This window comes from Chryseobacterium sp. X308, assembly GCF_020733145.1.
Classification (GTDB): Bacteria; Bacteroidota; Bacteroidia; order Flavobacteriales; family Weeksellaceae; genus Chryseobacterium; species Chryseobacterium cupriresistens.
The window spans coordinates 141,056-163,945 of the sequence record NZ_JAJFZH010000010.1 but is presented as its reverse complement, the minus strand read 5'-3'; the positions used below and the strand labels follow the sequence as shown (position 1 = coordinate 163,945).

Here is a 22,890-nt window from a genome sequence, read left to right as displayed (position 1 = left end):
GCAGATTTGTATAAAAAACACCCTTACAGGTTTCTAAAACCTGTAAGGTTTGGATTAACTATTTACAATTTATACTTTTTTAAACAAAAAGACTGCTTCAAAATTGAAACAGTCTCTTGTAAATTATTTTTCAAGCTGCTTATAGCTTCTCTGTATAAAATCTGTCAGGTCTTTTCCTTTCAGTAAGTTTTGTGAAAGCTTGGCAAGATCAAGCGCATATTTGATTAAGCTTTCTTTTTCTTCAGCATTCTCAGTCTTTAAGATCTGGCTGGACAGCTCACTGTTGGAGTTCACCACAAGATTGTACATCTCCGGGAAACCTCCCATTCCGAACATACCGCCTCCGCCTGTAGCCTGCATTTCCTTCATTCTTCTCATGAATTCAGGCTGGGTAATCGTGAACGGAGCATCACTGCTGTCAAGATCTTCAAGCTGTACCGTAAATTTAGAATCCTTTATCGCCTCTTCTACATTCTTTTTCAAAGATTCTTTTTCGGTTTCATTCAGTTTTGAAATTACCGGTTCATCTTTTTTGATAAGGTTATTAACATGATCGGCATCTACTCTCGCAAATGAAATATTTTCTTTTGAAGTTTCCAGTTTCTGGATCACGTGTGAAATGATAGGAGAATCCAATAACAGAACTTCATATCCTTTATCTTTGGCAGACTGGATGTAGCTGTGCTGCTCATCAGCATTGGTAGCATACAGGATAACCAGTTTGTTGTCTTTATCAGTTTGTATTGGCTTGATTTTCTCTACCAGTTCATCCCAAAGGAAATATTTACCGTCTGTTGTAGGATATAAAGTGAATTTGTCTGCTTTTTCAGCAAATTTTTCTTCTGTAATGATTCCATATTCGATTACAACCTTGATATCATTCCATTTTTTTTCATAATCTTCACGGTTTTCGTTAATTAAAGAAGCCATTTTGTCGGCAACTTTTTTCGTGATATACGATGAAATTTTCTTTACAGCACCGTCTGCCTGAAGATAAGAACGGGAAACGTTCAATGGGATATCCGGAGAATCAATTACACCTCTTAATAACATCAGGAAGTCCGGAACGATTCCTTTTACTTCATCTGTTACAAATACCTGGTTTTGATATAATTGAATTTTATCTTTATCAATATTCAGATTATTGCTCAATTTCGGGAAAAATAAAATTCCGGTAAGATTGAAAGGATAATCAACATTCAGGTGGATGTTGAATAACGGTTCTTCAAACTGCATTGGGTACAGTTCATGATAGAACTTCATATAATCCTCGTTGGTCAGTTCACTTGGAGCGATGGTCCATGCCGGAACCGGATTGTTGATGATATTGTCTACCTCTTCTGTTTCAGCTACGGCATCCTCAGGAGCATCTTCCGGTAAAGGAAGTGTATGGGTTTTCGTTCCGAATTTGATCGGAACAGGCATAAATTTGTTATATTTTAATAGCAGTTCACGGATTTTTCCTTCTTCCAGAAACTCTACGGAATCTTCAGCAATATGAAGGATGATTTCCGTTCCTCTGTCTGTTTTATCAGTAGTTTCTTCAAGCGTGAATTCCGGGCTTCCGTCGCATATCCAACGTACTGCCGGCTCATCTTTATAAGATTTTGTAAGGATTTCCACCTTTTCAGCCACCATGAACGCAGAATAGAATCCAAGACCGAAATGCCCGATAATCCCCGAATCTTTTGCAGAATCCTTATATTTCTCCAAAAACTCTTCAGCACCTGAAAAAGCAACCTGGTTGATATATTTTTCAACCTCTTCACCGGTCATACCAATTCCCTGGTCGATGATGCGTAATGTTTTCTGGTCTTTATCAATTTTAACTTCAAGTTTGGGATTTCCATATTCCACTTTTGCCTCACCAATGCTTGTCAGGTGTTTTAATTTTAAAGTAGCATCCGTTGCATTGGAGATCAATTCTCTCAAGAATATTTCGTGGTCACTGTAAAGAAATTTTTTAATAAGCGGGAAAATGTTTTCCACAGATACATTAATATTTCCTTTAGTCATCATATTTTAGATTTTTAATTTTTTAAAATCTTTCTCAAAAAAAATACCATGAAGAAGAAAGTGACAGAATGTCATTTTTTCAAACTGAAAAGGTCTTGTTATATGGATTTGTCAAAGAAATGCCTTACTTTTAAATCTTAAAATATTTTTAAAATGAAGTTGAAATGTACAGTTTTTATGCTGCTCATCATGACCTTCTGGGTATATGGGCAGAAGAAGCCTTTAGACCATTCTGTTTACGACAGCTGGCAAAATATAGGATCAAGAAAAATTTCAAATGACGGAAAATGGATTGCCTATTCGGTAGATGCTCAGGAAGGAAATTCTGACCTTTCTTTATATTCCGTTAAAAATAAGACAACAAAGAAGTTTGCAAGAGCGGCAAAAGTGGATTTTACCAATGATTCCAGGTTTGCTGTTTTTCAAATCCGCCCGCAGTATAAAGATATAAAAGCGGTAAAAGATAAAAAACTGAAGAAAAATAAATTAACAAAAGACAGCCTCGCCATTGTTGATTTTTTTAATGATAAAATAGAGAAAATTCCGAATGTAAAATCGTTTAAAATTCCCGAAAAAGCAGGCTCTTACGTTGCTTATCTTCTGGAAAATATAAAAGATAAATCTTCTGATGATGCTTCCGACAAAGAAGACGGGGAAGAAAATAAAGAGGAAGAAAAAAATGTAAAACCATTACAGCTGGTGGTAAAAAACCTTTTGGATGGAAAAAGTACAACATATGATAATGTCATACGCTACGAGTTCAGTAAAAACGGGAAGCAGCTTGTTTTTGTGACTAAGAAGCCGGACGAAAAGAAAGATAAAAAAGAAGGAAAGGATTCAACAGATGAAAAATCTTCGGATAAAAAAGATACAGACAAGTCAAAACCTAAGAAATATGCATTTCAAACCGTGCAGGTAGTTGATCTGCAAAAAGGAACCGTCAATAAAATTTCTGAAATGGAGGGAGACTTTTCACAATTGTCTTTTGACGAAGAAGGAAATCAGCTGGCTTATGTAGGAACTTCTTCTGCACAGAATGACCTGGTGAAATTGTATCAGTTATATTATTTTAATTTTAAAGGAAATAGAAAGGAGATCGTAACCAATGAGAATGTACAGATGAAGAAGAACTGGGTAATTTCCGAAAACCGGTTGCCGCTGTTCAGTAAAAATGGGAAACAGTTGTATTTCGGTGTTGCTCCGAAGCCAATCGCAAAAGATACTGCCATGATTGCAAATGATCATGCTGTTGTGGATATCTGGAATTATAAGGACGACTATCTGCAAACAGTACAGCTAAAAGAATTGAAAAATGATCTGAAAAAATCCTACGCTGCAGTAATGCAAACGGAAAAACCGGATTTCTTTACCAATATTGACGGAGAAGATTTGGATACTTTACGACTGGTGAACGAAGGAAATGCAGAATTTGCGCTGGGAATTACCAGTATCAATAACCGGATTTCTTCACAATGGGAAGGGGCAACAAAGAAAACCTATTTTCTGATTGACAATAAAACGGGAGAGAGAACCGAAATTATTAAAAACCTGAATGGAGCAGCAGCTGTATCTCCGCTGGGAAAATTTGTTGTGATCTTTGACAGAGAAAAAGGGAAATGGCTGAGCTATAATGTGAAGACAAAACAAACCCTGCCATTGAATACAGGCCTACCTGTTTCCTTCGTTGATGAAGAATTTGATATGCCGGATTTTCCAAATTCTTATGGTATTGCATCCTGGACAGATAATGATGAATCTGTAATTATCAGAGACCGTTACGATCTTTGGGAATTTTTCCTGAACAGTTCAAAAAAGCCAAGAAATATGACCAATGGATATGGACGTAAGCATAAAATAACATTTGATACCTATGATCTGGATAAGGATATTAAAAGCTTAAACAGGAAATCAACTATTTATTTATCCGCATTTGACAATACCTCCAAGGCCAACGGAATTTTTAAAACATCTGTTCAGTCAAACGCTGATCCGGTAAAAATTCAGATGGAAAATGTATGGGGATACAGAACCCTTCAAAAAGCAAAAAATGCTGAACAGTATATTCTGATAAAAGAATCATACACGGATTCTCCCAATATTTTTGCAACATCAGATTTTTCAGAACAACAAAAACTGAGCAATACCAATCCGCAGCAAAATCAATATAACTGGGGAATAGATGAACTGGTGAACTGGACAACACCAAAAGGAAATACTTCTACAGGAGTGTTATACAAACCGGAAAACTTTGATCCGAATAAAAAATATCCGATGATTGTCTATTTCTATGAAAAACTGTCAGACAATTTAAACCGTTATGTAGCACCGGCTCCCACACCTTCAAGATTAAATATTTCTTATTTTGTGAGTAACGGATATCTGGTTTTCACTCCTGATATTTCGTATACAGATGGTTTCCCGGGAGAATCTGCCATGGAATACATTAATTCCGGAGTTGAAAAGTTAAAGCAAAATGCATGGGTAGACGGTGCAAAAATAGGAATTCAGGGACAAAGCTGGGGAGGTTATCAGGTTGCTTATCTTATCGCTCATACCAATATGTATGCAGCTGCATGGAGTGGGGCACCCGTTGTCAACATGACGTCTGCCTATGGAGGAATCCGATGGACTTCAGGAATGAACAGGCAGTTTCAGTATGAGAAATCACAAAGCAGATTAGGGAAAAATTTATGGGAAGCACCGGATCTTTATATTAAAAATTCACCGCTTTTTACTATTGATAAAGTACAGACTCCGGTGGTTATTATGAGTAATGATAAAGATGGAGCTGTGCCATGGTATCAGGGGATTGAAATGTTTACAGCATTACGCCGTCTCGGAAAACCGGTATGGCTTCTGAATTATAATGGTGATGACCATAACCTTATGAAACGTCAGAACAGAAAAGATATTCAAATCCGTGAACAGCAGTTTTTTGATTATTATCTTAAAGGTGCTAAAGCTCCGGTCTGGATGACAAAAGGAATCCCGGCAACCCAAAAAGGAAAGGATTGGGGATTTGAACTGACAGATGATAAACCTAATTAACAGAATTCCGGCGGAGCCAAAGGCTCCGCCGGAATTTTTCATTATAAAAGCAATAAAGAGCACACTGACACAATGGCATTTTTTTTATGATGGGTCTGTTGAGCACTTTTATTATATTTACCGCCAATTATAAATAACAGTATGGGAATCTTTGATTTTTTTAAGAAGAAAAGTAACAGTCAGGAAAATGTAAGTACTCCGGTTCAGGAAATGGAAATGCCGGAAGAAAAAATAGTAGAGGAAGTGGTGGAAGAAGTGGTGGAAACAATACCGGAAATCCCTTCACAGCCGGTAGAAGAACCAAAAGTAAATCAGGAATATGAAAAAATCAGGATTTATAATGATTATATCGTGTATTCTATAGCCCTTCAGCTAAGAGGTGAGTATACACCGCTTTCTGCTTTTGAAAAAGAAAATGGTGAGGTAGAGGGGTTTGCGTATATGGTTACTGAAGATGCTTATGCGCTTTCTCCACAACAGGCGATTGCACAGATGGAAGAAAAGTTTGAAAGTGAGCTTCAGGAAGGGAAGATTAAATCTTATATGATACTATATCATTCTCAGTTTGATCATAACGGTAATCACACTCCGGCTATTCAGGAAGGGGAATTTAAGGGAATTTCACTTGCTTACCACTTTGCCGGTGATGAAAAGAAGAAAACAGGTCTGCCTTATATTTTCGAAAACCAGAATATTACGTATAAAGGTTTTGCAGAGTTTTCTCATGAAGAAAATAATGCGATCATGAACCATCAGTTGATTGAGGGACAAAATTATTTCCAGAATACAGTAGGGATTGCGGCTCCTGAAACCACTAATGAAGCTGGGATAATTATCAGAAAATCCAATGTTCATAATCTTGTGAATACATGGAGTGGCGTTTTTGGACATCAGAACTTTCAGACTAAAGATTACGGGCAGTATCTTAGCGCAGTTTTAATGCAGTCTACCGTTTCTGATCAAACCGGAGAGGCCAGAAATAAAACCGAATTTGAAGATGTAAGATTCAAAACCATTGTTACAGATGAATTGAGTACCATAATTCCGGAAGTAAAAACGGATTATACTCTGGATTTTGAAACCAGATCAATCAGAGAATGGGAAAATGCATTGAATTTACAGGCAATTGTAGCAGGACCTGCCAGAGATACTTTTGGTGTTTGGTTTTTTGCAACAGATTATGCTGAAAACAGAAATACCTACATGACTCAGCCTCATCTGAAGGTGAATGTCAGCGGAATTGTTTTCATCCTTGATGTTCAAACCAATACTGATTTACCGGATGGAACCAAAATGAGTGAGGATTTCACTACCTATGCACCAAGTCAGGACCTGCCTAATTATGCATGTTTCGATTTTATTGGCCAGGTAGTAGACTTTAAAGAAACAGAATTGCTTGAAGACGGAAGTGTTAAAGGGTATATTCTGAAACTGAAATTGATCACAAATGAAGAGAATGAAGATTTCTTTACCATTGATGCTTTTGTGAACAAAGAGAATATGAGAATGGAAACACTTACAAAAGGAATGAAAGTGACCGGAGCTCTTCAGCTGCAGGGTAAAATTGCTGAATAATTTTAAAAAAATATAAAATCTCAAAGAGGTTGTTCTACGGAATGACCTCTTTTTTATTTTCTGATCCTTCATTTATTTAAACGCATCGTTGATGGAGCTTTGTGGTAAATGATGCATTTGCTTAGTAAGAATCAATGAAATTGATTCAGCTCTTTGCTCCCTTAAAAATATTACAGCATACAGATGAAACCTTTGCGTTAGAAAAATCTTTATTTTAAAAACAGAAAAAGGCAATCCGAAGACTGCCTTTTCTATATTTTTATGAAAAATTATTTGTTTTTCATTTCTTCCTTGATCTTAGCTTCCAATTCTTCAGCAAGATCCGGATTATCTCTTAAAACATCTTTTACAGCATCACGTCCCTGACCCAATTTAGTCTCTTCGTAGCTGAACCATGATCCGCTTTTCTTAACAATTCCCATATCTACAGCGGTATCAAGAATTTCTCCAACTTTAGAAACACCTTCACCATACATGATGTCGAATTCTGCCTGCTTGAATGGAGGTGCTACTTTGTTTTTCACAATCTTCACTTTCACACGGCTACCGATTGCTTCATCACCTTGTTTGATAGGAGCACTTGCTTTTCTGATATCAATTCTTACAGAAGCGTAAAACTTCAGTGCATTACCTCCGGTAGTGGTTTCAGGGTTCCCGAACATGACACCGATCTTTTCTCTCAACTGGTTGATGAAAATCACGGTACATTTTGTTCTTGAAATCGTAGCGGTAAGCTTTCTTAATGCCTGAGACATTAATCTTGCATGAAGACCCATTTTGGAATCTCCCATTTCACCTTCGATTTCTGCTTTTGGTGTAAGAGCGGCTACAGAGTCAATAACAACGATATCAATTGCTCCTGAACGGATCAAATTATCTGCAATCTCTAAAGCCTGCTCACCGTTGTCAGGCTGAGAAATGATCAGGTTTTCAAGATCAATTCCTAATTTTGCAGCATACGTTCTGTCGAAAGCGTGCTCTGCATCAATGAATGCTGCAATACCACCTGCTTTTTGAGCCTCAGCAATAGCGTGAAGGGTCAACGTTGTTTTACCTGAAGATTCTGGACCATATATCTCAATGATTCTTCCTTTTGGATATCCGCCTATCCCTAGGGCAATATCCAAACCTAAAGAACCGGAAGGAATGACTTCTATCGTATTGTCTATAGATTCATCACCTAAAGTCATTACTGTTCCCTTCCCATATGTTTTATCTAGCTTGTCAAGCACTAAAGCGAGTGCTTTTTTCTTATCATCAATGTTACTCATCTCTATTAAAATAATTTCTCAAAAATACATAATTTATAGATCAAAAGCTAATATTATTTGTCTCTGAAAGCTGTTTTAAGAGTTAAAAAATGATAAAATTTTATTACTGATCTCATTCATAACGAAGCAGATGCAAAATGTGGTATGGATCATGGAAAAAATTGCAGTCTGTTAGTTAGGATGGGATGCCGGAAGCTGAAAGAAGGGAGTTGTTGATGTCTGTAAAATGTATTGAACTTACTATTACTTTTACTAAGTGAGATTTATTGTCCAATAAAAACTTCCAGCTTCGGGCTTTCTGACTTATTCTCCTAATGAAAATTTGAGTTTTTAGTGATGGCAAGATAATCTTCCAGTACTTTCATCTGATCTTTGTTTCCTCTTTTTATTCTGGCATTACGGCTTACCAGGCTGTCATAAATTGTGTTGAAAAATATTTTCGATTTTGGAAACAGATTTCTGAAAGGAACTTCCGGAATTTGTAATCTTTTACACACTTCGTCATCTAAAAGAAACCAGGTACAGCAGATATGCAGATATCTTAAGTTTTTTCTCTGGAATTCAAATTTTAAAATAGGATTTTCCAAGGATTCATCCAGCAGAGAATGAGCCAGAAGAACAGAATCTTTATCAGAAGGCGGCTGAACGGAAGTCCATAAATAAAAATATTCCGTTGCCTGTTTCTTATCATCAGGAAGAAGCTGTTCCGGAATTCCCAAAAGGTAACCCACGTATTTCCAAAGATGGAAAATTCCCTGTTCTTCTTCAACAGAAAAACGATTTCCCAGCTTTTTAAGACTATGAAGGAATACCAGACTGAACCCGATATACGTTGCCATCATATCCCATGAATTGATAGGCTCTCCCCAATTTTCAGTGTTCCAGTCTTTATAATGTTTTTTAATGGAAAGCCTTGCGTAAGAATGAATCAAACGGGTTTTTATGGCAAATTCATATCCTTTTGCATGGATTTCCAATGCGTTGTACCGGGTAGCATTCACCCAAAAGTCCAATGTTTCAGAAAGCCTTTTCACAGCTCCTTTCTTCAAAGCTTCTGTAACAATTAAAGGTTTGTTGAGGTAGGCATAATCATAACCACCAATCAGACAATAATCCCTTAATGAAATTAATGAATCAAGATTGCTTCTCATGCAGAGTTCAGCTCCGCTTTTAAGCAGGTTATAATCCAGCCAGTCCGGAACTTTTTGAGTTTGGCTGAACATTTTTTTTACACTTTCAGGAACATCATCAGTTTCTGAAACCCCATTTCTGATGTAATGTTCAATTTCTCTGGAAGCCTCCTGGAATTTTTTAGTGAAATAAACATCTTTTACCACCTCGTCACCGATCTCATCCGTATGATGAAAATAGGGAGCAAATTTTTCAAATTTTTCAAAACTCACTTCTGCCCCGGAAAATTCTATAAGCTGTTTTCCATTGCCATTTTCCCAAAAGTTCCTGAAATGGGGAGCGTCTTTAAAACGGGGTTGTATCATGTTCATTCCTTTCCCCATAAAAGTACAAGTTTTATGCTGAAATGTTTTGGTGAGATTTGTCAGCTATCTAGGAAAAACTTTTATGAAAAATACCACAAACGTGTAATTTACTTGTGTTTATATAATTTGAAACTTTGTGTAAAACAAAACTAATAACCATGGAAGCTCAGATTTTAAAATGGCTTTCAAAATTTTAACTAAAGGATTAATCTAAAAAATATATGATCATGAAAACAAAAATTTTATTACTGTTTCTGCTTGGTTGGGTGGGGATGGCGTTTGGACAAAAAAAAGACAAAATAGACTCAATTACAACTCAATTGACAATACCTGAAATTGAGACCTTATTATCTAAGGATGAATTTAAAAAAATTGTTAATAAAGAATTTAATTCTGTTATGAATAGTAGTGGTAAAACTACAATTGGAAATTATGCTGCGGCAGATATCAACGATGGGCGTTTGGTTTTTAATGCAACAAAGAATTTTAAAAATGGAGATATGCTTTCAGTAAATGCAAGTGGAAGTGTTACAGATGGTTTTTTTGCAATATTTAATCAATCAAAAATAAATAGCAATGTCGGTGTCAATTTCAAATACAATGTGAGACTAAAATCATCTTCTATTTTATTTCATGAAAGAGAAATCAAAAATTTATCTAAGAAAAAATCTATTGCTACATCACAAGCTAATGTCACAAAATCATTATACATAAAAGATTCAATATTACTATTTTCAAAATTGAAGCTATTAAGGTCAGAAATCTCTGACATTCAGGAAAGACTGAAAGCAGCCAATTTAGATCCTACTGCAAAGGCAAGGTATGAGTATCAAATAGCTTTGAAAAATATGCAGACCGATTCTCTTTTATTAAAGAAAGAGTCACTTCCGTCTTTAAAAGAAATAGAAACCTTAAGTATATCTAAGGAAAAAAACGGTGTAGCTAATGCCATTGATAACTTTAATTATACTGGTATCTTCTTTCATTGGATAAGTTTAGGAGCAGGATTTCAGAATAATAATTTCAACTATTTTACCCCATCTTTATCTTACGAAAATCAAATAACTAAAAAGAATTATGTGGGTTGGAAAGGTTCAGTTGAATACAATTATTATGAGTGGAATCAGTACAGCAAACCAACTCATTATTTGTTGATAGGCTTTTCAGGAGGGATTGATGATAATTTTTCTAATTTGTCTAAAACTGAAATTAATGAATCTTACAATTATGGGGAAACTTCATCAGGACAAAGAACCTCAACCAAAAAATTTAATGCTTATCAAGGAACATACAAAACAAATCTATCATATAGCAAGTTGTATATTGATTATTACAGGTTTTTTTTAGAAAATACAATGGCATTACACATTTATCCACAAAGTACATTTAAAGAAGAAAGTAAACCACAATATGATGCAGGAATAGGGTTACTATACTCATTTAAGGATTTGAAAAAAGATAAATCTAAGCTGCATGTAGAACTTTATTTCAATCTTATTGATCTAACTAATTCCAACGATTCAGAGTTAGCTTTTTTAAAGCGAAACGAAATTGGGCTAAGATTATCAATTCCAGTAGCATTTCTTAATTTTTAAAATATTTTATTATGGCAAAAACGACAAAAAACAAACGGAAAGACAGAATCCTTTATCGTGCGGACTGTCTTGATTGTCGCAAGTATGTAGGGAAAAAAACGACACGCATACAAGCGGAGGAAGATAGGGATCATCACAAAAGTGAACCTAATAACGAAAATCATAACGTAGAAATCGAAGTTATACAACATTCCTATTTGAAATAACTAATTTTGATAGCATTGTATGATTTGAAATATTAAAAAATCAGTTTTAACTGATTTTTTCTTTCTACGTTTGTAAGAGGCTAAAATAGAAAATGATAAGGATACAATAAAAGAGGAAATTCTATATTTAAAATAAAAATACAAAGCCAAAACAAAAAACCTTCCCATCGGGAAGGTTTTATATTACTTATTGCTTATCGCTCATTATTGATTATAAAGAAGCCGCGTGTACAAGCATATCAACTAACTTGTTAGAGTAACCCATTTCGTTGTCATACCAGGAAACAAGTTTTACGAAGTTAGGAGAAAGCATGATACCAGCATCTTTGTCGAAGATAGATGTTCTCTTATCTCCTACGAAGTCCTGAGATACTACTGCATCTTCAGTATATCCTAGGATACCTTTCAATTCACCTTCAGAAGCAGCTTTGATTACTGAACAGATTTCTTCATAAGAAGCAGCTTTTTCAATTCTCACTGTTAAATCTACTACAGAAACGTCAACAGTTGGTACTCTGAAAGACATACCTGTTAATTTTCCGTTTAGTGAAGGGATTACTTTCCCTACTGCTTTAGCAGCACCAGTAGAAGAAGGGATAATGTTATTCAGAGCAGCTCTACCACCTCTCCAGTCTTTCATTGAAGGACCGTCAACCGTTTTCTGAGTAGCTGTTGTAGCGTGTACAGTAGTCATCAAACCTTCTACGATTCCGAAGTTATCGTGGATTACTTTAGCTAAAGGAGCTAAACAGTTTGTAGTACAAGAAGCATTTGATAAGATTTTGATATCATCAGTAAGTTCTTTGTGGTTTACTCCCATTACGAACATTGGAGTGTCATCTTTAGAAGGAGCAGAAAGGATTACTTTCTTAGCACCTGCAGCAAGGTGTTTTGCAGCGCTGTCTTTATCAAGGAATAAACCGGTAGATTCTACTACGTAATCTGCACCGATTTCGTTCCATTTTAGGTTACTTGGATCTTTTTCAGCAGTTACTCTGATTTTTTTCCCGTTTACTACAAGATCATTTCCTTCTACAGAAACTTCACCTGGGAAAATACCGTGTACAGAGTCATATTTTAACATGTAAGCCATGTATTCTGCATTGATTAGGTCATTGATTCCTACAACTTCAATGTTGTCTCTTTCAGTCATTGCTCTGAAAACAAGACGTCCAATTCTACCAAAACCGTTGATACCTACTTTAATTGTTGACATAATAGTTTGTTTTTATTAGATTATAAAAATAATTAGATTGCTAAAATTTCTGAAATCAGTAAAAGATCTTTATTGATTTCATTATGTTTTTTAATGGCTTCTTCAATTGGCGTATACGTCAGATCGTTGGAACGCATTCCTGCCATTACATTGGTTTGTCCTTCCATTAATCCGGTTACGGCTCCATAGCCCAGTCTGCTGGCCAAAACTCTGTCTGCACAGCTTGGAGAACCACCTCTCTGCATATGTCCCAAAATCGCTACACGGATGTCATAATCAGGGAAGGTCTGTTTGGTTTTTTCTGCAAGTTCGTACACATTGGCTAGTTTTTCACCTTCTGCAACCACCACAATGCTTGATGCTTTTCCGGTTTTTTCCGCATCCCTGAATTTCGTGAAAAGCTCATCAATACTGTCTTTTTTCTCAGGAATTAAAATATCCAGAGCTCCAGTTGCCAATCCGCTGTTTAAAGCAATAAAACCAGCATCACGACCCATTACTTCCACAAAGAAAACTCTGTTGTGGGAAGTTGCCGTATCACGGATTTTGTCAATGGCATCCATTGCCGTATTCAATGCAGTGTCGTATCCGATCGTATTATCAGTTCCGAAAATATCGTTGTCGATCGTTCCCGGGATACCGATTACCCTGATTCCGAACTCTTCATTGAAGATCTTGGCACCGGTAAATGTTCCGTCACCTCCAATACATACCAATCCGTCAATTCCCAGCTTTATACAGTTGTCATAAGCTTTCTGACGGCCTTCTTTAGTTCTGAACTCAGCAGATCTGGCAGATTTTAGAATGGTTCCACCCTGGTTGATTATATTTTTTACGGAACGGGCTCCCATTTTCAGGAAATCATTATTGATAAGGCCGTTGTAACCTTCCCTTACTCCGTAGCATTCGATATTATAGTAATTGGCGGTTCTTACTACCGCTCTTAACGCCGCATTCATACCCGGAGAGTCACCTCCTGAAGTAAGAACTGCAATTTTTTTTACAGCACTCTCTTTCATCAAGTAAAAAATTTCGAAAACAAATTTACAAAAACAAGTTCAGATTATCGTAGTAAGTTTCCAATAGTTTTGAATATAAATTATTAAAAGCTTCTGAAGTTTGTAGGTTTAAAAAAATATCGTGCAGTTTTTGTTTCCGAAGTGTTGATATCAAGGTCGTACCAGGGCGTAAAATAGGGATTAAACGGATTTGAAAGTACATGAACCGATTGCGCCGGGGTGAATCCTTCACTTAATAAGAATAATCTTTTTCCTTCCTTATTCCGGCAGACACCGGAAATAAAAACAATGTGTCCGGGACTTCCCGGTGTGATCAGAATATCTCCTGTTTTCAGATCTGAATTTTTATTGACGGGTTTTGTTTCTTTATTTAATGAAATCGTTCCTGCATAATTAAAAATGACATCCAGATAATTTCTGAAACTCTGATAAGAATCATCAAAATACGCAGTTCTTCTGAAGTTGACAGAATTTCCGCTGACAAAAGCTCTCGTTCCGTTTTTATAATCATTCCAGCTGAAAAGATCACCGCTTGTAAAATGAAATTTAATTTCGTTAAATTTTTTTGCCTTATAAAGATATTCAGCTCTCATTCGGATGACTGCATCAGCACATTGCTGAAGATCCTTATTTCCGGTATCAATATCAAAAACCGCTTCATGAAGATGCTGGGTGGAGATAGGCGTTCCATCGTATTTTAAAATCTGACTCCCGTAAGGTTTCAATGTGAAATTTTCAATAAAATGACCGAAAGAACCAGGTTTTTCTTCTATCCACTCATACCCTTCCGGAGGAAAAAATCTTTCCCGGATAGTATTTTTATTTTTATTGATTTTTAAAGCATTTTCAGCAATTAAATGCTCATTCTTATCCGGTTCAGGCAGTAAACGGTCTGCAAATTTTTCTTTTGTACAGCCAGTGTAAATGAGAATAACAATGATTCCTGTAATAAATTTTTTCATGCGTTTTTAGTTAACGCAAATATCTTTTTTTTTCGCCTATCTGCCAATATCTTATTTGAAAATTTAGCGGTTCAACGACTCCTCTTTTTCAGGAATCAATAATTTTCCCCAATCATTCAGCTGCCAGAGGATTTCCACCAGTTTTTCCCCAAGTTCTGTCAAAGTATATTCTACTCTTGGAGGAAGTTCATTGAAAGACTGTTTCGTTAAAATACCGTCTTCCACCATTTCACTCAGCTGCTGAGTCAAAACCCTGCGGTCCACTTTTGCAATCCCGCGTAAAAACTCACTGGGACGTTTTTTGCCTTCATTAATCTGCCAGACAATAGGAATTTTCCATTTTCCACTGATGGTATTAACAGCAACTTCCAATGGACATATTTTATTTTCTTCAGCTCTTCCCTTTGTTTCCATAAAATTGACTTTTTTATCCCAATGGGGGAAAAATGTGCGGTATTGTTTTTCTCCGCCCACTTTCAGACTTTTGTAAAGGTAATCATTAAATAGTATGACAGAAAAACGAAAAGGAGCCCGCTCCATCAAAGATATTCCAACGGATATTCTGGAACAGCTGAACAGAGGAGAAATTGAAACCGCCAATCTTACGGAATGGCTGGCAGTAGATCAAAGGTTGCTGTTGGAAAATCTGCTTTTACAGAATGATCGTAGGGAATATTTGACACCCGTTTTAGAAAATGTAAAGCAACTGAAAAAGCAAACTGTCAATACCATTAATGAAACAATAGGAATTGGCTTACTTAATCTGGCTGTGAAAAATAAGGATAACGAATTTCTTTTGAAATTGTCAGTTCATCCCGCAGATCTGGTACGTTGCTGGGCAGCTTATACGATTGGAAGAAATAACGGTTTACAACTTAAGGAAAAATTAAACAAAATTCAGCCATTTGCTTCTGACTCTCATTTTGGAGTGAGGGAAATCTGCTGGATGACAGTACGTCCGGATATCGCCAGAAATCTTGGGGAAAGCTTATGTATTTTATCAGAATGGACAAGGCATGACAATGAAAATGTAAGACGCTTTGCCAGCGAATCTACAAGGCCAAGAGGAGTTTGGTGTGAACATATAGATACTTTAAAACAAAATCCGGGACTTGGACTGGAAATTCTGGAACCTTTACGATCAGATCCATCCCGATATGTACAGGACAGTGTCGGCAACTGGCTGAATGATGCCAGCAAATCTCAACCCGAATTTGTAGTGGAAATCTGTGATGAATGGCTTCGGGAAAGTCTGACAAAAGAAACGCAGTATATTGTAAAGAAAGCGTTACGGACCATCAGAAAGTGAGAGTTATCCACAAACTGGGAATGTTGATATAGTTTTTGAATCTTTAGATTGCAGATTTACATGGGTTTATAATATATTTTATATTCCTTTACTTTCTGGAACTGGCTTTATTTAATCTATTTTTATAAGAAAATTGATGTTGAATTATTTACAATGTTAACGGTATGTTAACTCAAAAAAGTTATCCACAATATGAGTTTTCCATTAATGTGGATTTTATCTCCCATAAAATGAACAGGTTATAAAATATGGATCAAAAAATAATTTGAAACCGCAGTTTTTATCGTCGAAATAAAAAGTTATCCACAATATGGAATTCCGGCTACCATTTTTCAGTCAGATATTTCCAGTATCTTTTGGGAACATGCTGAATATGGAGTTTCATATTTTTCCTTTCTACAATATTGGTTTTTGTGAAATATCGCTGCCAGAGTATCTGATAATTATTTTCCTCATCATGAAATTTCTGCTGATAATTATGGAGAATAATTTTTTCATCAGGATAGAAAAACTCACAATCGTTCAGATCATACAGAAGTCCGTAGTTTCTCCGGAGATCGTAGATCATCCATTTCTGATCCTGGTATCGGCCGTGAAAATGTTTTCTGATTAAAGGAAGAATATTGAAATCAGGATCTATTTTGGAGAAAAAAACACCATCCTGCATTTTTTCAAACCGGACAAAAGCCGTCATTCTGTGTCTTTCCCGGTCTACTGATTTACAGATTTTTGAAATTTTTAAAACATCATTATCGGCAAAGTTTTCAAGAATATTATTTTCTGGATTCTTCACCGACTGTCTTACCGCAGATAAAATAAGGCTTTCCAGCTCCGGATCCTCAGATAAAAAAACTTTCAAAAGTTTGTAAACTCCCTGTTTCCCAATATTCTGCTCCAATTTGTTGAGAACCCGCTCAGACTTTTCTGTCTGAGTAATAACTTCATGAATTTCTGCAAAAATATTTTCCTGATGAAACCTTCCCCTGCTTATAATTTCTACATCTTTATAACGATATTCGAAAACTTCAAATACTGCAGTGAAAAGACCGTCAAAACTTCCATCGTAGAGTAGAGTTGTCATGTGTTGAATTAAAATTTGTGTGTGCTTGTCATTCTGAACGAAATAAAATGAAGTGAAGAATCTAGAGATTCTTCCTTCGTCAGAATGACAGTCGTGTTGTATTATAAATTAGTGTCCATTTGTGAAAATATTGGTGTCATTTGTGTTTAAAATCAAAACAAAGTCAGCTGTTGCGAAAACTGATTATGAAATTTGGATGAGCTTCCACCTATGAGCAGTTTCCTGAAGTTCTTATCCGTTAAATATTTCAGGTAGGCATTCCCAGCATTAAAATCTATGAAATATTTTGCCCGGTTGACGGCCGCTCCGAGTTTTTTCAAATGATCCATCGTTAAAATCTGAAAACGTCTTGCACTCACAATTTTCTGAGCTGTTTTAACACCAATTCCGGGAATTCTTAAAATCGTCCGGTATTCGGCAGTCTGGAGATTCACCGGGAACTGATCCAGATTCCGTAATGCCCAGCTTAATTTCGGATCCATTTCCAGATCAAGAAAAGGAACATTGGGATCTAAAATTTCTTCTGCTTTAAAACCATAAAATCTCATCAGCCAGTCCGACTGATACAATCGGTTTTCCCGAAGCATTGGAACTTCCGTCGTTAAAGAAGGCAGTCTCCGATCTTCCAACACCGGAACATATCCGGAATAATACACCCTTTTCAGATTAAAATTTTTATAAAAATGATCTGCCACTTTGATGATCTGTAAGTCATTTTCATTGGTTGCTCCCACAATCATTTGTGTAGACTGTCCGGCCGGAGCAAACTTCGGAACCTTCTTAAGAATTTTCTTTTCATCTTTATATTGAATGATGCCTTTTTGAATATACCGCATCGGGCTGATCATATCCTGTCTGTTTTTTTCAGGAGCCAGCAGTTTTAATCCGCTTTCCGTAGGAATTTCAATATTGACGGATAAACGGTCTGCATACAACGCAGCTTCCTGCATCAGATCATCACTTGCCCCGGGAATAGATTTTAAATGAATATACCCGTTAAAGTTCTCTTCCAAACGTAGCTTTTTGGCAACTCTTACAAGCCTTTCCATGGTTGTATCTGCATTTTTGAAAATTCCTGAGCTTAGAAATAGCCCTTCAATATAATTTCGACGGTAAAAATTGATGGTAAGATCTACCACTTCTTCTACCGTAAAAGCAGCTCTTTTGATATCATTGGAACTTCTGGAAACGCAGTAAGCACAATCATAAATGCAGTGATTGGTCAACAGAACTTTAAGCAGAGAAACACATCTTCCGTCTTCTGTATAGGTATGACAGATCCCGCTTGCAGAACTATCTCCCAATGCTCCTTTTTTATTTTTTCTTGTACCTCCGCTTGATGAACAGGAAACATCATATTTCGCAGCATCAGCAAGGATTTCAAGCTTTTCTTTAAGACGGTCAAAATTCATGTTTAAAATGATTTGGTATGTTTTGTATCTGAATTGTAATTTAATATTGGTCAAATTTAGTTCCAAAATTGATAAAAGTCAACCTTTTTTCATAGAAGTTATCAACAAAAAAGAGTCTCAAAATCATTATATTTACGGCTCATTAAAGTTTATATCATGAATCATAAACCAATCGAAGGTTTTTCCAAGCTTCCAAAGCAGGGGAAAATCGAATGGCTCGTAAACGAATATCTTGAAGGAAACCAGGAATATCAAAATATATTAAAACAATACTGGAATGATGATGCAGATCTTCAGAAGCTTCACGAAGAATTTTCTGAAAATACCATCTCTAATTTCTATATGCCTTACGGAATTGCTCCGAACTTTTTAATCGACGGAAAACTGTTGGCGCTTCCAATGGCCGTTGAAGAAAGTTCTGTAGTTGCTGCTGCTTCCAAAGCTGCCAAATTCTGGATCGATAAAGGAGGTTTTAAAACAACGATTATCAATACTGAAAAACTGGGGCATACCCACTTTATTTTTAATGTAGAACCTCATAAATTATTACATTTCTTTAATTTCAGCCTGAAGAAAAAATTATTTGAAGCTACAGAAGATATCACGGCGAATATGAGAAAACGCGGTGGAGGTATTTTAAACATCAGCCTGGTGGATAAAACAGCAGAAATGCCGAATTATTACCAGCTGAAAGCAAGCTTTGATACCGTAGATTCAATGGGAGCGAACTTTATCAACTCATGTCTTGAGCAGTTTGGAAAAACTTTGAGACAGGAAGTTGCTACCAGCGAAGATTTTACTCAGGAAGAAAAGAATTCACTGCAGATTGTGATGAATATTCTTTCCAACTTTACCCCTGACTGTATTGTGAGAGCTGAGGTTTCATGTAAAATGGAAGATTTAAAAGATGACAGTGGAATTTCTCCTGAAGAATTTGCTTCTAAATTCAAACAGGCCGTTACCATTGCAGAAATAGAACCTTACCGTGCGACTACTCATAATAAAGGAGTAATGAATGGAGTAGATGCCGTTGTAATTGCTACCGGAAATGACTTCAGAGCTACGGAAGCCTGTGCACATGCTTATGCAGCAAGAGATGGCCAATACAGATCTTTAACACACTGTACAACAGATAACGGAATTTTCAGATTCTGGATTGATCTTCCTATTTCTGTTGGAGTTGTGGGAGGACTTACCAATCTTCACCCTCTGGTAAAATTCTCTTTAGCGCTACTGGGTAAACCTTCTGCACAGGAACTGATGAGCATCCTGGCAGTTTCAGGTCTTGCACAAAACTTTGGGGCTTTACGCTCTCTGGTGACCACAGGAATCCAGAAAGGACATATGAAGATGCACTTATTGAATATTCTGAACCAATTGGGCGCTACTGAAGAAGAAAAACAGCACTTTGTAACGTATTTTAAAGATAAGACGGTGAGCCACCATGAGGTGATCAATGAGTTTAACAGAATGAGAGGAAACTAATGCTACAGATCATTTTGCCTATCGTATTCCTTCTTTTTGGATTTTTTCTGAAGAAAACAAACAATGAAGGTTTCAGAAGTTCCAAAAAATTCGCCAATATGTTTATCATACTGGGGATTTCTACATTGGTTGCCAAGTTCATTTTAATGTACTTAAAATCAAAATAGTGAAAAAGGGTATTGTATTTTTCTTACTGATTTCCGGATTAAGTTTTTCGCAGCAGCAAAAAGTGAAAATCACTAATCTGCAGCCTAAAACTGAAGATACCGTTTTTCCGGTTGTTTCTTATCCTGAAAATCCGCGGGTCGAAAATAAAATCAATACATTTCTACAGGTAGATCAGCTGGAATATGTTCCCGGATCTGGCGGAAACCCTTTTAAACTGGCTTCTACAGCAACCAATTCCTATTCCAATTATCTTTATTTTTATAGTTGGGATAAAATTGAAACTCCTGAGAATATTCTGAGTATTGCCATAGATGGTGAAGCTTCAGGCGCTTATCCGGAAGGGTTTTCGATCTGGAAAAATTTTGATATGAGAACAGGAAATTTTATCAATGCTGAAGATTTATTTCAATCTAATTCGGTGAAAATGGTTGAAAGTATCATTCAGAAAAGAGTAAAAAAAAGAATTGCCGACTTTCTGGTCAAGCTGAAAGCAGAAAAAAATCCATCTGAGGAAACTGAAGATCAGATCGCTATGTATGAGGACTGTTTTACAGAACATACTTTAGAAGACATCAGATATTTTTTCGGAAAAGATAAACTGACTTTTGTTGCCGGAAGATGCTCCAACCATGCTATGAGAGCTCTGGATGACCTCGACAGCCATGAAATAGAATTTTCTTTTAAGGAGTTGGAAAAATACTGGAGTCCTTACGCGAGAAATTTAATTTCAGGTTCTGAAAAAACAGAAAAAACCAGTTTCAGAAATAAGCTTTACAAAGGGAAAATAGATGGGAAATATCCTGTCACTGTTTTTATCAGCCGTTTATATAAAGGAGAAAGTGAAAATGATACAAGCTCCTTTACTGCATTGTATTGGTATGATAAAAATAAAAAGCTGATCCCATGGGACGGTAAAATGAAAGGAAATCATATTTCCATTACTGAGAATGATCATTATGATGAAGCTGCCGGCAAATGGATTCCAAGAGCTTTTGTAGAAGCAGATATGAAAGGAAATACAATTTCAGGAACCTGGCAGGATGATAAAACAAAAAAATATTTAACCCTAGAATTAGAAGAGTTATAAAATGAAAACAATCACATTAATTTTTGGAGCAGTTTACGGAATGGTGTCTGTAATCCTGGGTGCTTTCGGAGCACACGCTTTAAAGAAAATATTAGCTGTGGAAAGACTGGAAAGTTTTGAAACAGGAGTAAGATACCAGATGTATGCAGCTTTTTTCCTGCTGATAATCGGATATATCTTAAAATTTGAAACTTCCGCTGAAAAATGGACTTCCATTTTAATGATTGCAGGAACATTTTTATTCTCTGTAAGTATCTATTTCTTAAGCATGCAGGATTATTGGGGAATGAATCTTAAATTCTTAGGTCCTATCACTCCGCTTGGAGGCCTGATGATGATCTTAAGCTGGGGAATGCTGATCTTATATTTTGCTAAAAACAGAATTTAGGGAATAAAAATTAACAGAAGAAGGCGGCTCATACGAACATTCAACCTCTTCAATCTGAGAAATTAGCGGAAGAATAAGGGAAAACAGGAAGATATGTTAAAAATCAAGTCGGTCAGACTTTAATTTTTAAGTCAATAAACTTGAACTTCCGTGTCTTTTTAGTAAATTTGTCAACCTTTAAATATTAAAATAAAATAATAAAAATAATATGAATCTTCACGAGTATCAATCAAAAGAGATTTTATCAAAGTATGGAGTAGCTATCCAACGTGGTTTTGTTGCAAACAACGTAGATGAAGCTGTAGCTGCTGCTGAAAAACTAACTGCTGAAACTGGCGCTCAAGGGTGGGTAGTAAAAGCTCAGATCCACGCAGGTGGTCGTGGTAAAGGTGGTGGTGTAAAGTTCTCTCCAAACATGGATAAGCTTAAAGAAAACGCTCAGAACATCATCGGAATGCAGTTGATTACTCCACAAACTTCTGCTGAAGGTAAAAAAGTAAATTCTGTTTTGGTTGCAGAGGATGTATATTATCCAGGTGAGTCAGAAACTAAAGAATTTTATGTTTCTATTCTATTAGACAGAGCTGAAGGTAAAAATACAATCGTATATTCTACTGAAGGTGGTATGGATATTGAGCACGTTGCTGAAGTAACTCCTCATTTGATCCACAAAGAAATCATTGATCCTGCTTTAGGTCTTCAGGGATTCCAGGCTAGAAAAATTGCTTTCAACCTAGGTCTTGAAGGAAATGCTTTCAAAGAATTTGTAAAATTCATCGGTTCTCTTTATAATGCTTACACAGGTATTGATGCATCTCTTTTCGAAATCAACCCTGTATTAAAAACTTCTGATAACAAGATTATCGCTGTAGATGCTAAAGTAACTTTAGATGACAACTCATTGTTCCGTCACAAAGATTTAGCGGAATTGAGAGATACAAGAGAAGAAGATCCAATGGATGTAGAAGCTGGTGAAGCGGGTCTTAACTTCGTAAAACTGGATGGTAACGTTGCTTGTATGGTAAACGGAGCTGGTCTTGCTATGGCGACTATGGATATCATCAAATTATCTGGTGGTAACCCTGCTAACTTCCTTGACGTAGGAGGTACTGCAGATGCTCAGAGAGTACAGACTGCTTTCGGAATCATCTTAAGAGATCCAAACGTAAAAGCGATCCTGATCAACATCTTCGGAGGTATCGTAAGATGTGACAGAGTTGCTCAGGGGGTTGTAGATGCTTACAAAGCTATGGGTAGCCTTCCTGTTCCATTGATCGTAAGATTACAGGGGACTAACGCTGTAGAAGCTAAAAAATTAATTGACGAGTCTGGTCTTCCGGTACACTCTGCAATTACTTTAGAAGAAGCAGCAAACAAAGTAAAAGAAGTTTTAGCATAAGCTGAAATTTTTAAATAAAATAGAAAACCGTTCCAATTTTGGAACGGTTTTTTTGTTGGAACGTGAAGGGCACAATTTTGTAATAACTTCAGCGGAAATGTACTACTGTAAACCTAACAGGTTTCTAAAACCTGTTAGGTTTAAATATCTCCAATCA

Annotated in this window: 17 protein-coding genes; 8 read left to right on the top strand and 9 right to left on the bottom strand. The window is 36.3% G+C overall.

What is annotated here, in order from left to right; translation table 11 throughout:
* Positions 1 to 123: 123 nt before the first annotated feature.
* Positions 124 to 2,016, bottom strand: coding sequence for a molecular chaperone HtpG (gene htpG / locus LIV57_RS13045; RefSeq protein ID WP_202844160.1), 1,893 nt, complete (start codon positions 2,014 to 2,016; stop codon positions 124 to 126).
* Positions 2,017 to 2,169: 153 nt separating this feature from the next.
* Between htpG and LIV57_RS13040 the strand changes: the two genes are divergently transcribed.
* Both LIV57_RS13040 and LIV57_RS13035 read left to right on the top strand, forming a co-directional pair.
* Positions 2,170 to 5,064: an alpha/beta hydrolase family protein gene (locus tag LIV57_RS13040; protein ID WP_227942916.1), complete on the top strand. Its 2,895-nt coding sequence runs from the start codon at positions 2,170 to 2,172 to the stop codon at positions 5,062 to 5,064.
* Between the two features lie 141 nt (positions 5,065 to 5,205).
* Complete coding sequence (locus tag LIV57_RS13035) at positions 5,206 to 6,639, top strand: hypothetical protein (RefSeq protein ID WP_227942915.1); 1,434 nt, start codon at positions 5,206 to 5,208, stop codon at positions 6,637 to 6,639.
* Positions 6,640 to 6,908: 269 nt separating this feature from the next.
* Here LIV57_RS13035 and recA read toward each other — a convergent pair whose 3' ends face one another.
* Both recA and LIV57_RS13025 read right to left on the bottom strand, forming a co-directional pair.
* Positions 6,909 to 7,910 (bottom strand): recombinase RecA, encoded by a 1,002-nt coding sequence (gene recA / locus LIV57_RS13030; RefSeq protein WP_062676286.1) that lies wholly within the window; start codon positions 7,908 to 7,910, stop codon positions 6,909 to 6,911.
* 311 nt (positions 7,911 to 8,221) lie between these two features.
* On the bottom strand, positions 8,222 to 9,424 hold the full coding sequence (locus LIV57_RS13025; protein WP_227942914.1) for an oxygenase MpaB family protein: 1,203 nt from the start codon (positions 9,422 to 9,424) through the stop codon (positions 8,222 to 8,224).
* A gap of 209 nt (positions 9,425 to 9,633) precedes the next feature.
* On the opposite strand from LIV57_RS13025, the gene LIV57_RS13020 reads away from it, so the two are divergent.
* Positions 9,634 to 11,001, top strand: coding sequence for a hypothetical protein (locus LIV57_RS13020; RefSeq protein WP_227942913.1), 1,368 nt, complete (start codon positions 9,634 to 9,636; stop codon positions 10,999 to 11,001).
* Positions 11,002 to 11,418: 417 nt separating this feature from the next.
* Here LIV57_RS13020 and gap read toward each other — a convergent pair whose 3' ends face one another.
* The 4 genes from gap to LIV57_RS13000 all read right to left on the bottom strand — a co-directional run bounded on the left by gap (position 11,419) and on the right by LIV57_RS13000 (position 14,818).
* Positions 11,419 to 12,423: a type I glyceraldehyde-3-phosphate dehydrogenase gene (gene gap, locus LIV57_RS13015; RefSeq protein ID WP_110008110.1), complete on the bottom strand. Its 1,005-nt coding sequence runs from the start codon at positions 12,421 to 12,423 to the stop codon at positions 11,419 to 11,421.
* A gap of 32 nt (positions 12,424 to 12,455) precedes the next feature.
* Positions 12,456 to 13,442 carry a 6-phosphofructokinase gene (pfkA, locus tag LIV57_RS13010; protein ID WP_120232866.1) on the bottom strand — a complete coding sequence of 329 codons (987 nt, stop codon included), beginning with the start codon at positions 13,440 to 13,442 and terminating at the stop codon, positions 12,456 to 12,458.
* 83 nt (positions 13,443 to 13,525) lie between these two features.
* On the bottom strand, positions 13,526 to 14,404 hold the full coding sequence (locus LIV57_RS13005; RefSeq protein WP_227942912.1) for a DUF4846 domain-containing protein: 879 nt from the start codon (positions 14,402 to 14,404) through the stop codon (positions 13,526 to 13,528).
* A 63-nt stretch (positions 14,405 to 14,467) separates the two neighbouring features.
* Positions 14,468 to 14,818, bottom strand: coding sequence for a winged helix-turn-helix transcriptional regulator (locus LIV57_RS13000; protein ID WP_227942911.1), 351 nt, complete (start codon positions 14,816 to 14,818; stop codon positions 14,468 to 14,470).
* 94 nt (positions 14,819 to 14,912) lie between these two features.
* Between LIV57_RS13000 and LIV57_RS12995 the strand changes: the two genes are divergently transcribed.
* Entirely contained in the window at positions 14,913 to 15,713 is an 801-nt protein-coding gene (locus tag LIV57_RS12995) for a DNA alkylation repair protein (protein ID WP_227942910.1), read from the top strand.
* Positions 15,714 to 16,035: 322 nt separating this feature from the next.
* Here LIV57_RS12995 and LIV57_RS12990 read toward each other — a convergent pair whose 3' ends face one another.
* Positions 16,036 to 16,794, bottom strand: coding sequence for a TIGR03915 family putative DNA repair protein (locus LIV57_RS12990; protein ID WP_227942909.1), 759 nt, complete (start codon positions 16,792 to 16,794; stop codon positions 16,036 to 16,038).
* Positions 16,795 to 16,946: 152 nt separating this feature from the next.
* Positions 16,947 to 18,206 carry a putative DNA modification/repair radical SAM protein gene (locus LIV57_RS12985; RefSeq protein ID WP_227942908.1) on the bottom strand — a complete coding sequence of 420 codons (1,260 nt, stop codon included), beginning with the start codon at positions 18,204 to 18,206 and terminating at the stop codon, positions 16,947 to 16,949.
* 156 nt (positions 18,207 to 18,362) lie between these two features.
* Between LIV57_RS12985 and LIV57_RS12980 the strand changes: the two genes are divergently transcribed.
* The 4 genes from LIV57_RS12980 (at position 18,363) to sucC (ending at position 22,733) form a co-directional block, all read left to right on the top strand.
* Complete coding sequence (locus tag LIV57_RS12980; protein ID WP_062676276.1) at positions 18,363 to 19,691, top strand: hydroxymethylglutaryl-CoA reductase, degradative; 1,329 nt, start codon at positions 18,363 to 18,365, stop codon at positions 19,689 to 19,691.
* Positions 19,692 to 19,857: 166 nt separating this feature from the next.
* On the top strand, positions 19,858 to 20,946 hold the full coding sequence (locus LIV57_RS12975) for a hypothetical protein (protein ID WP_227942907.1): 1,089 nt from the start codon (positions 19,858 to 19,860) through the stop codon (positions 20,944 to 20,946).
* Position 20,947: 1 nt separating this feature from the next.
* Positions 20,948 to 21,334 carry a DUF423 domain-containing protein gene (locus LIV57_RS12970; protein ID WP_202841306.1) on the top strand — a complete coding sequence of 129 codons (387 nt, stop codon included), beginning with the start codon at positions 20,948 to 20,950 and terminating at the stop codon, positions 21,332 to 21,334.
* 208 nt (positions 21,335 to 21,542) lie between these two features.
* Positions 21,543 to 22,733, top strand: coding sequence for an ADP-forming succinate--CoA ligase subunit beta (sucC, locus tag LIV57_RS12965; protein WP_062676270.1), 1,191 nt, complete (start codon positions 21,543 to 21,545; stop codon positions 22,731 to 22,733).
* Positions 22,734 to 22,890 lie beyond the last annotated feature (157 nt).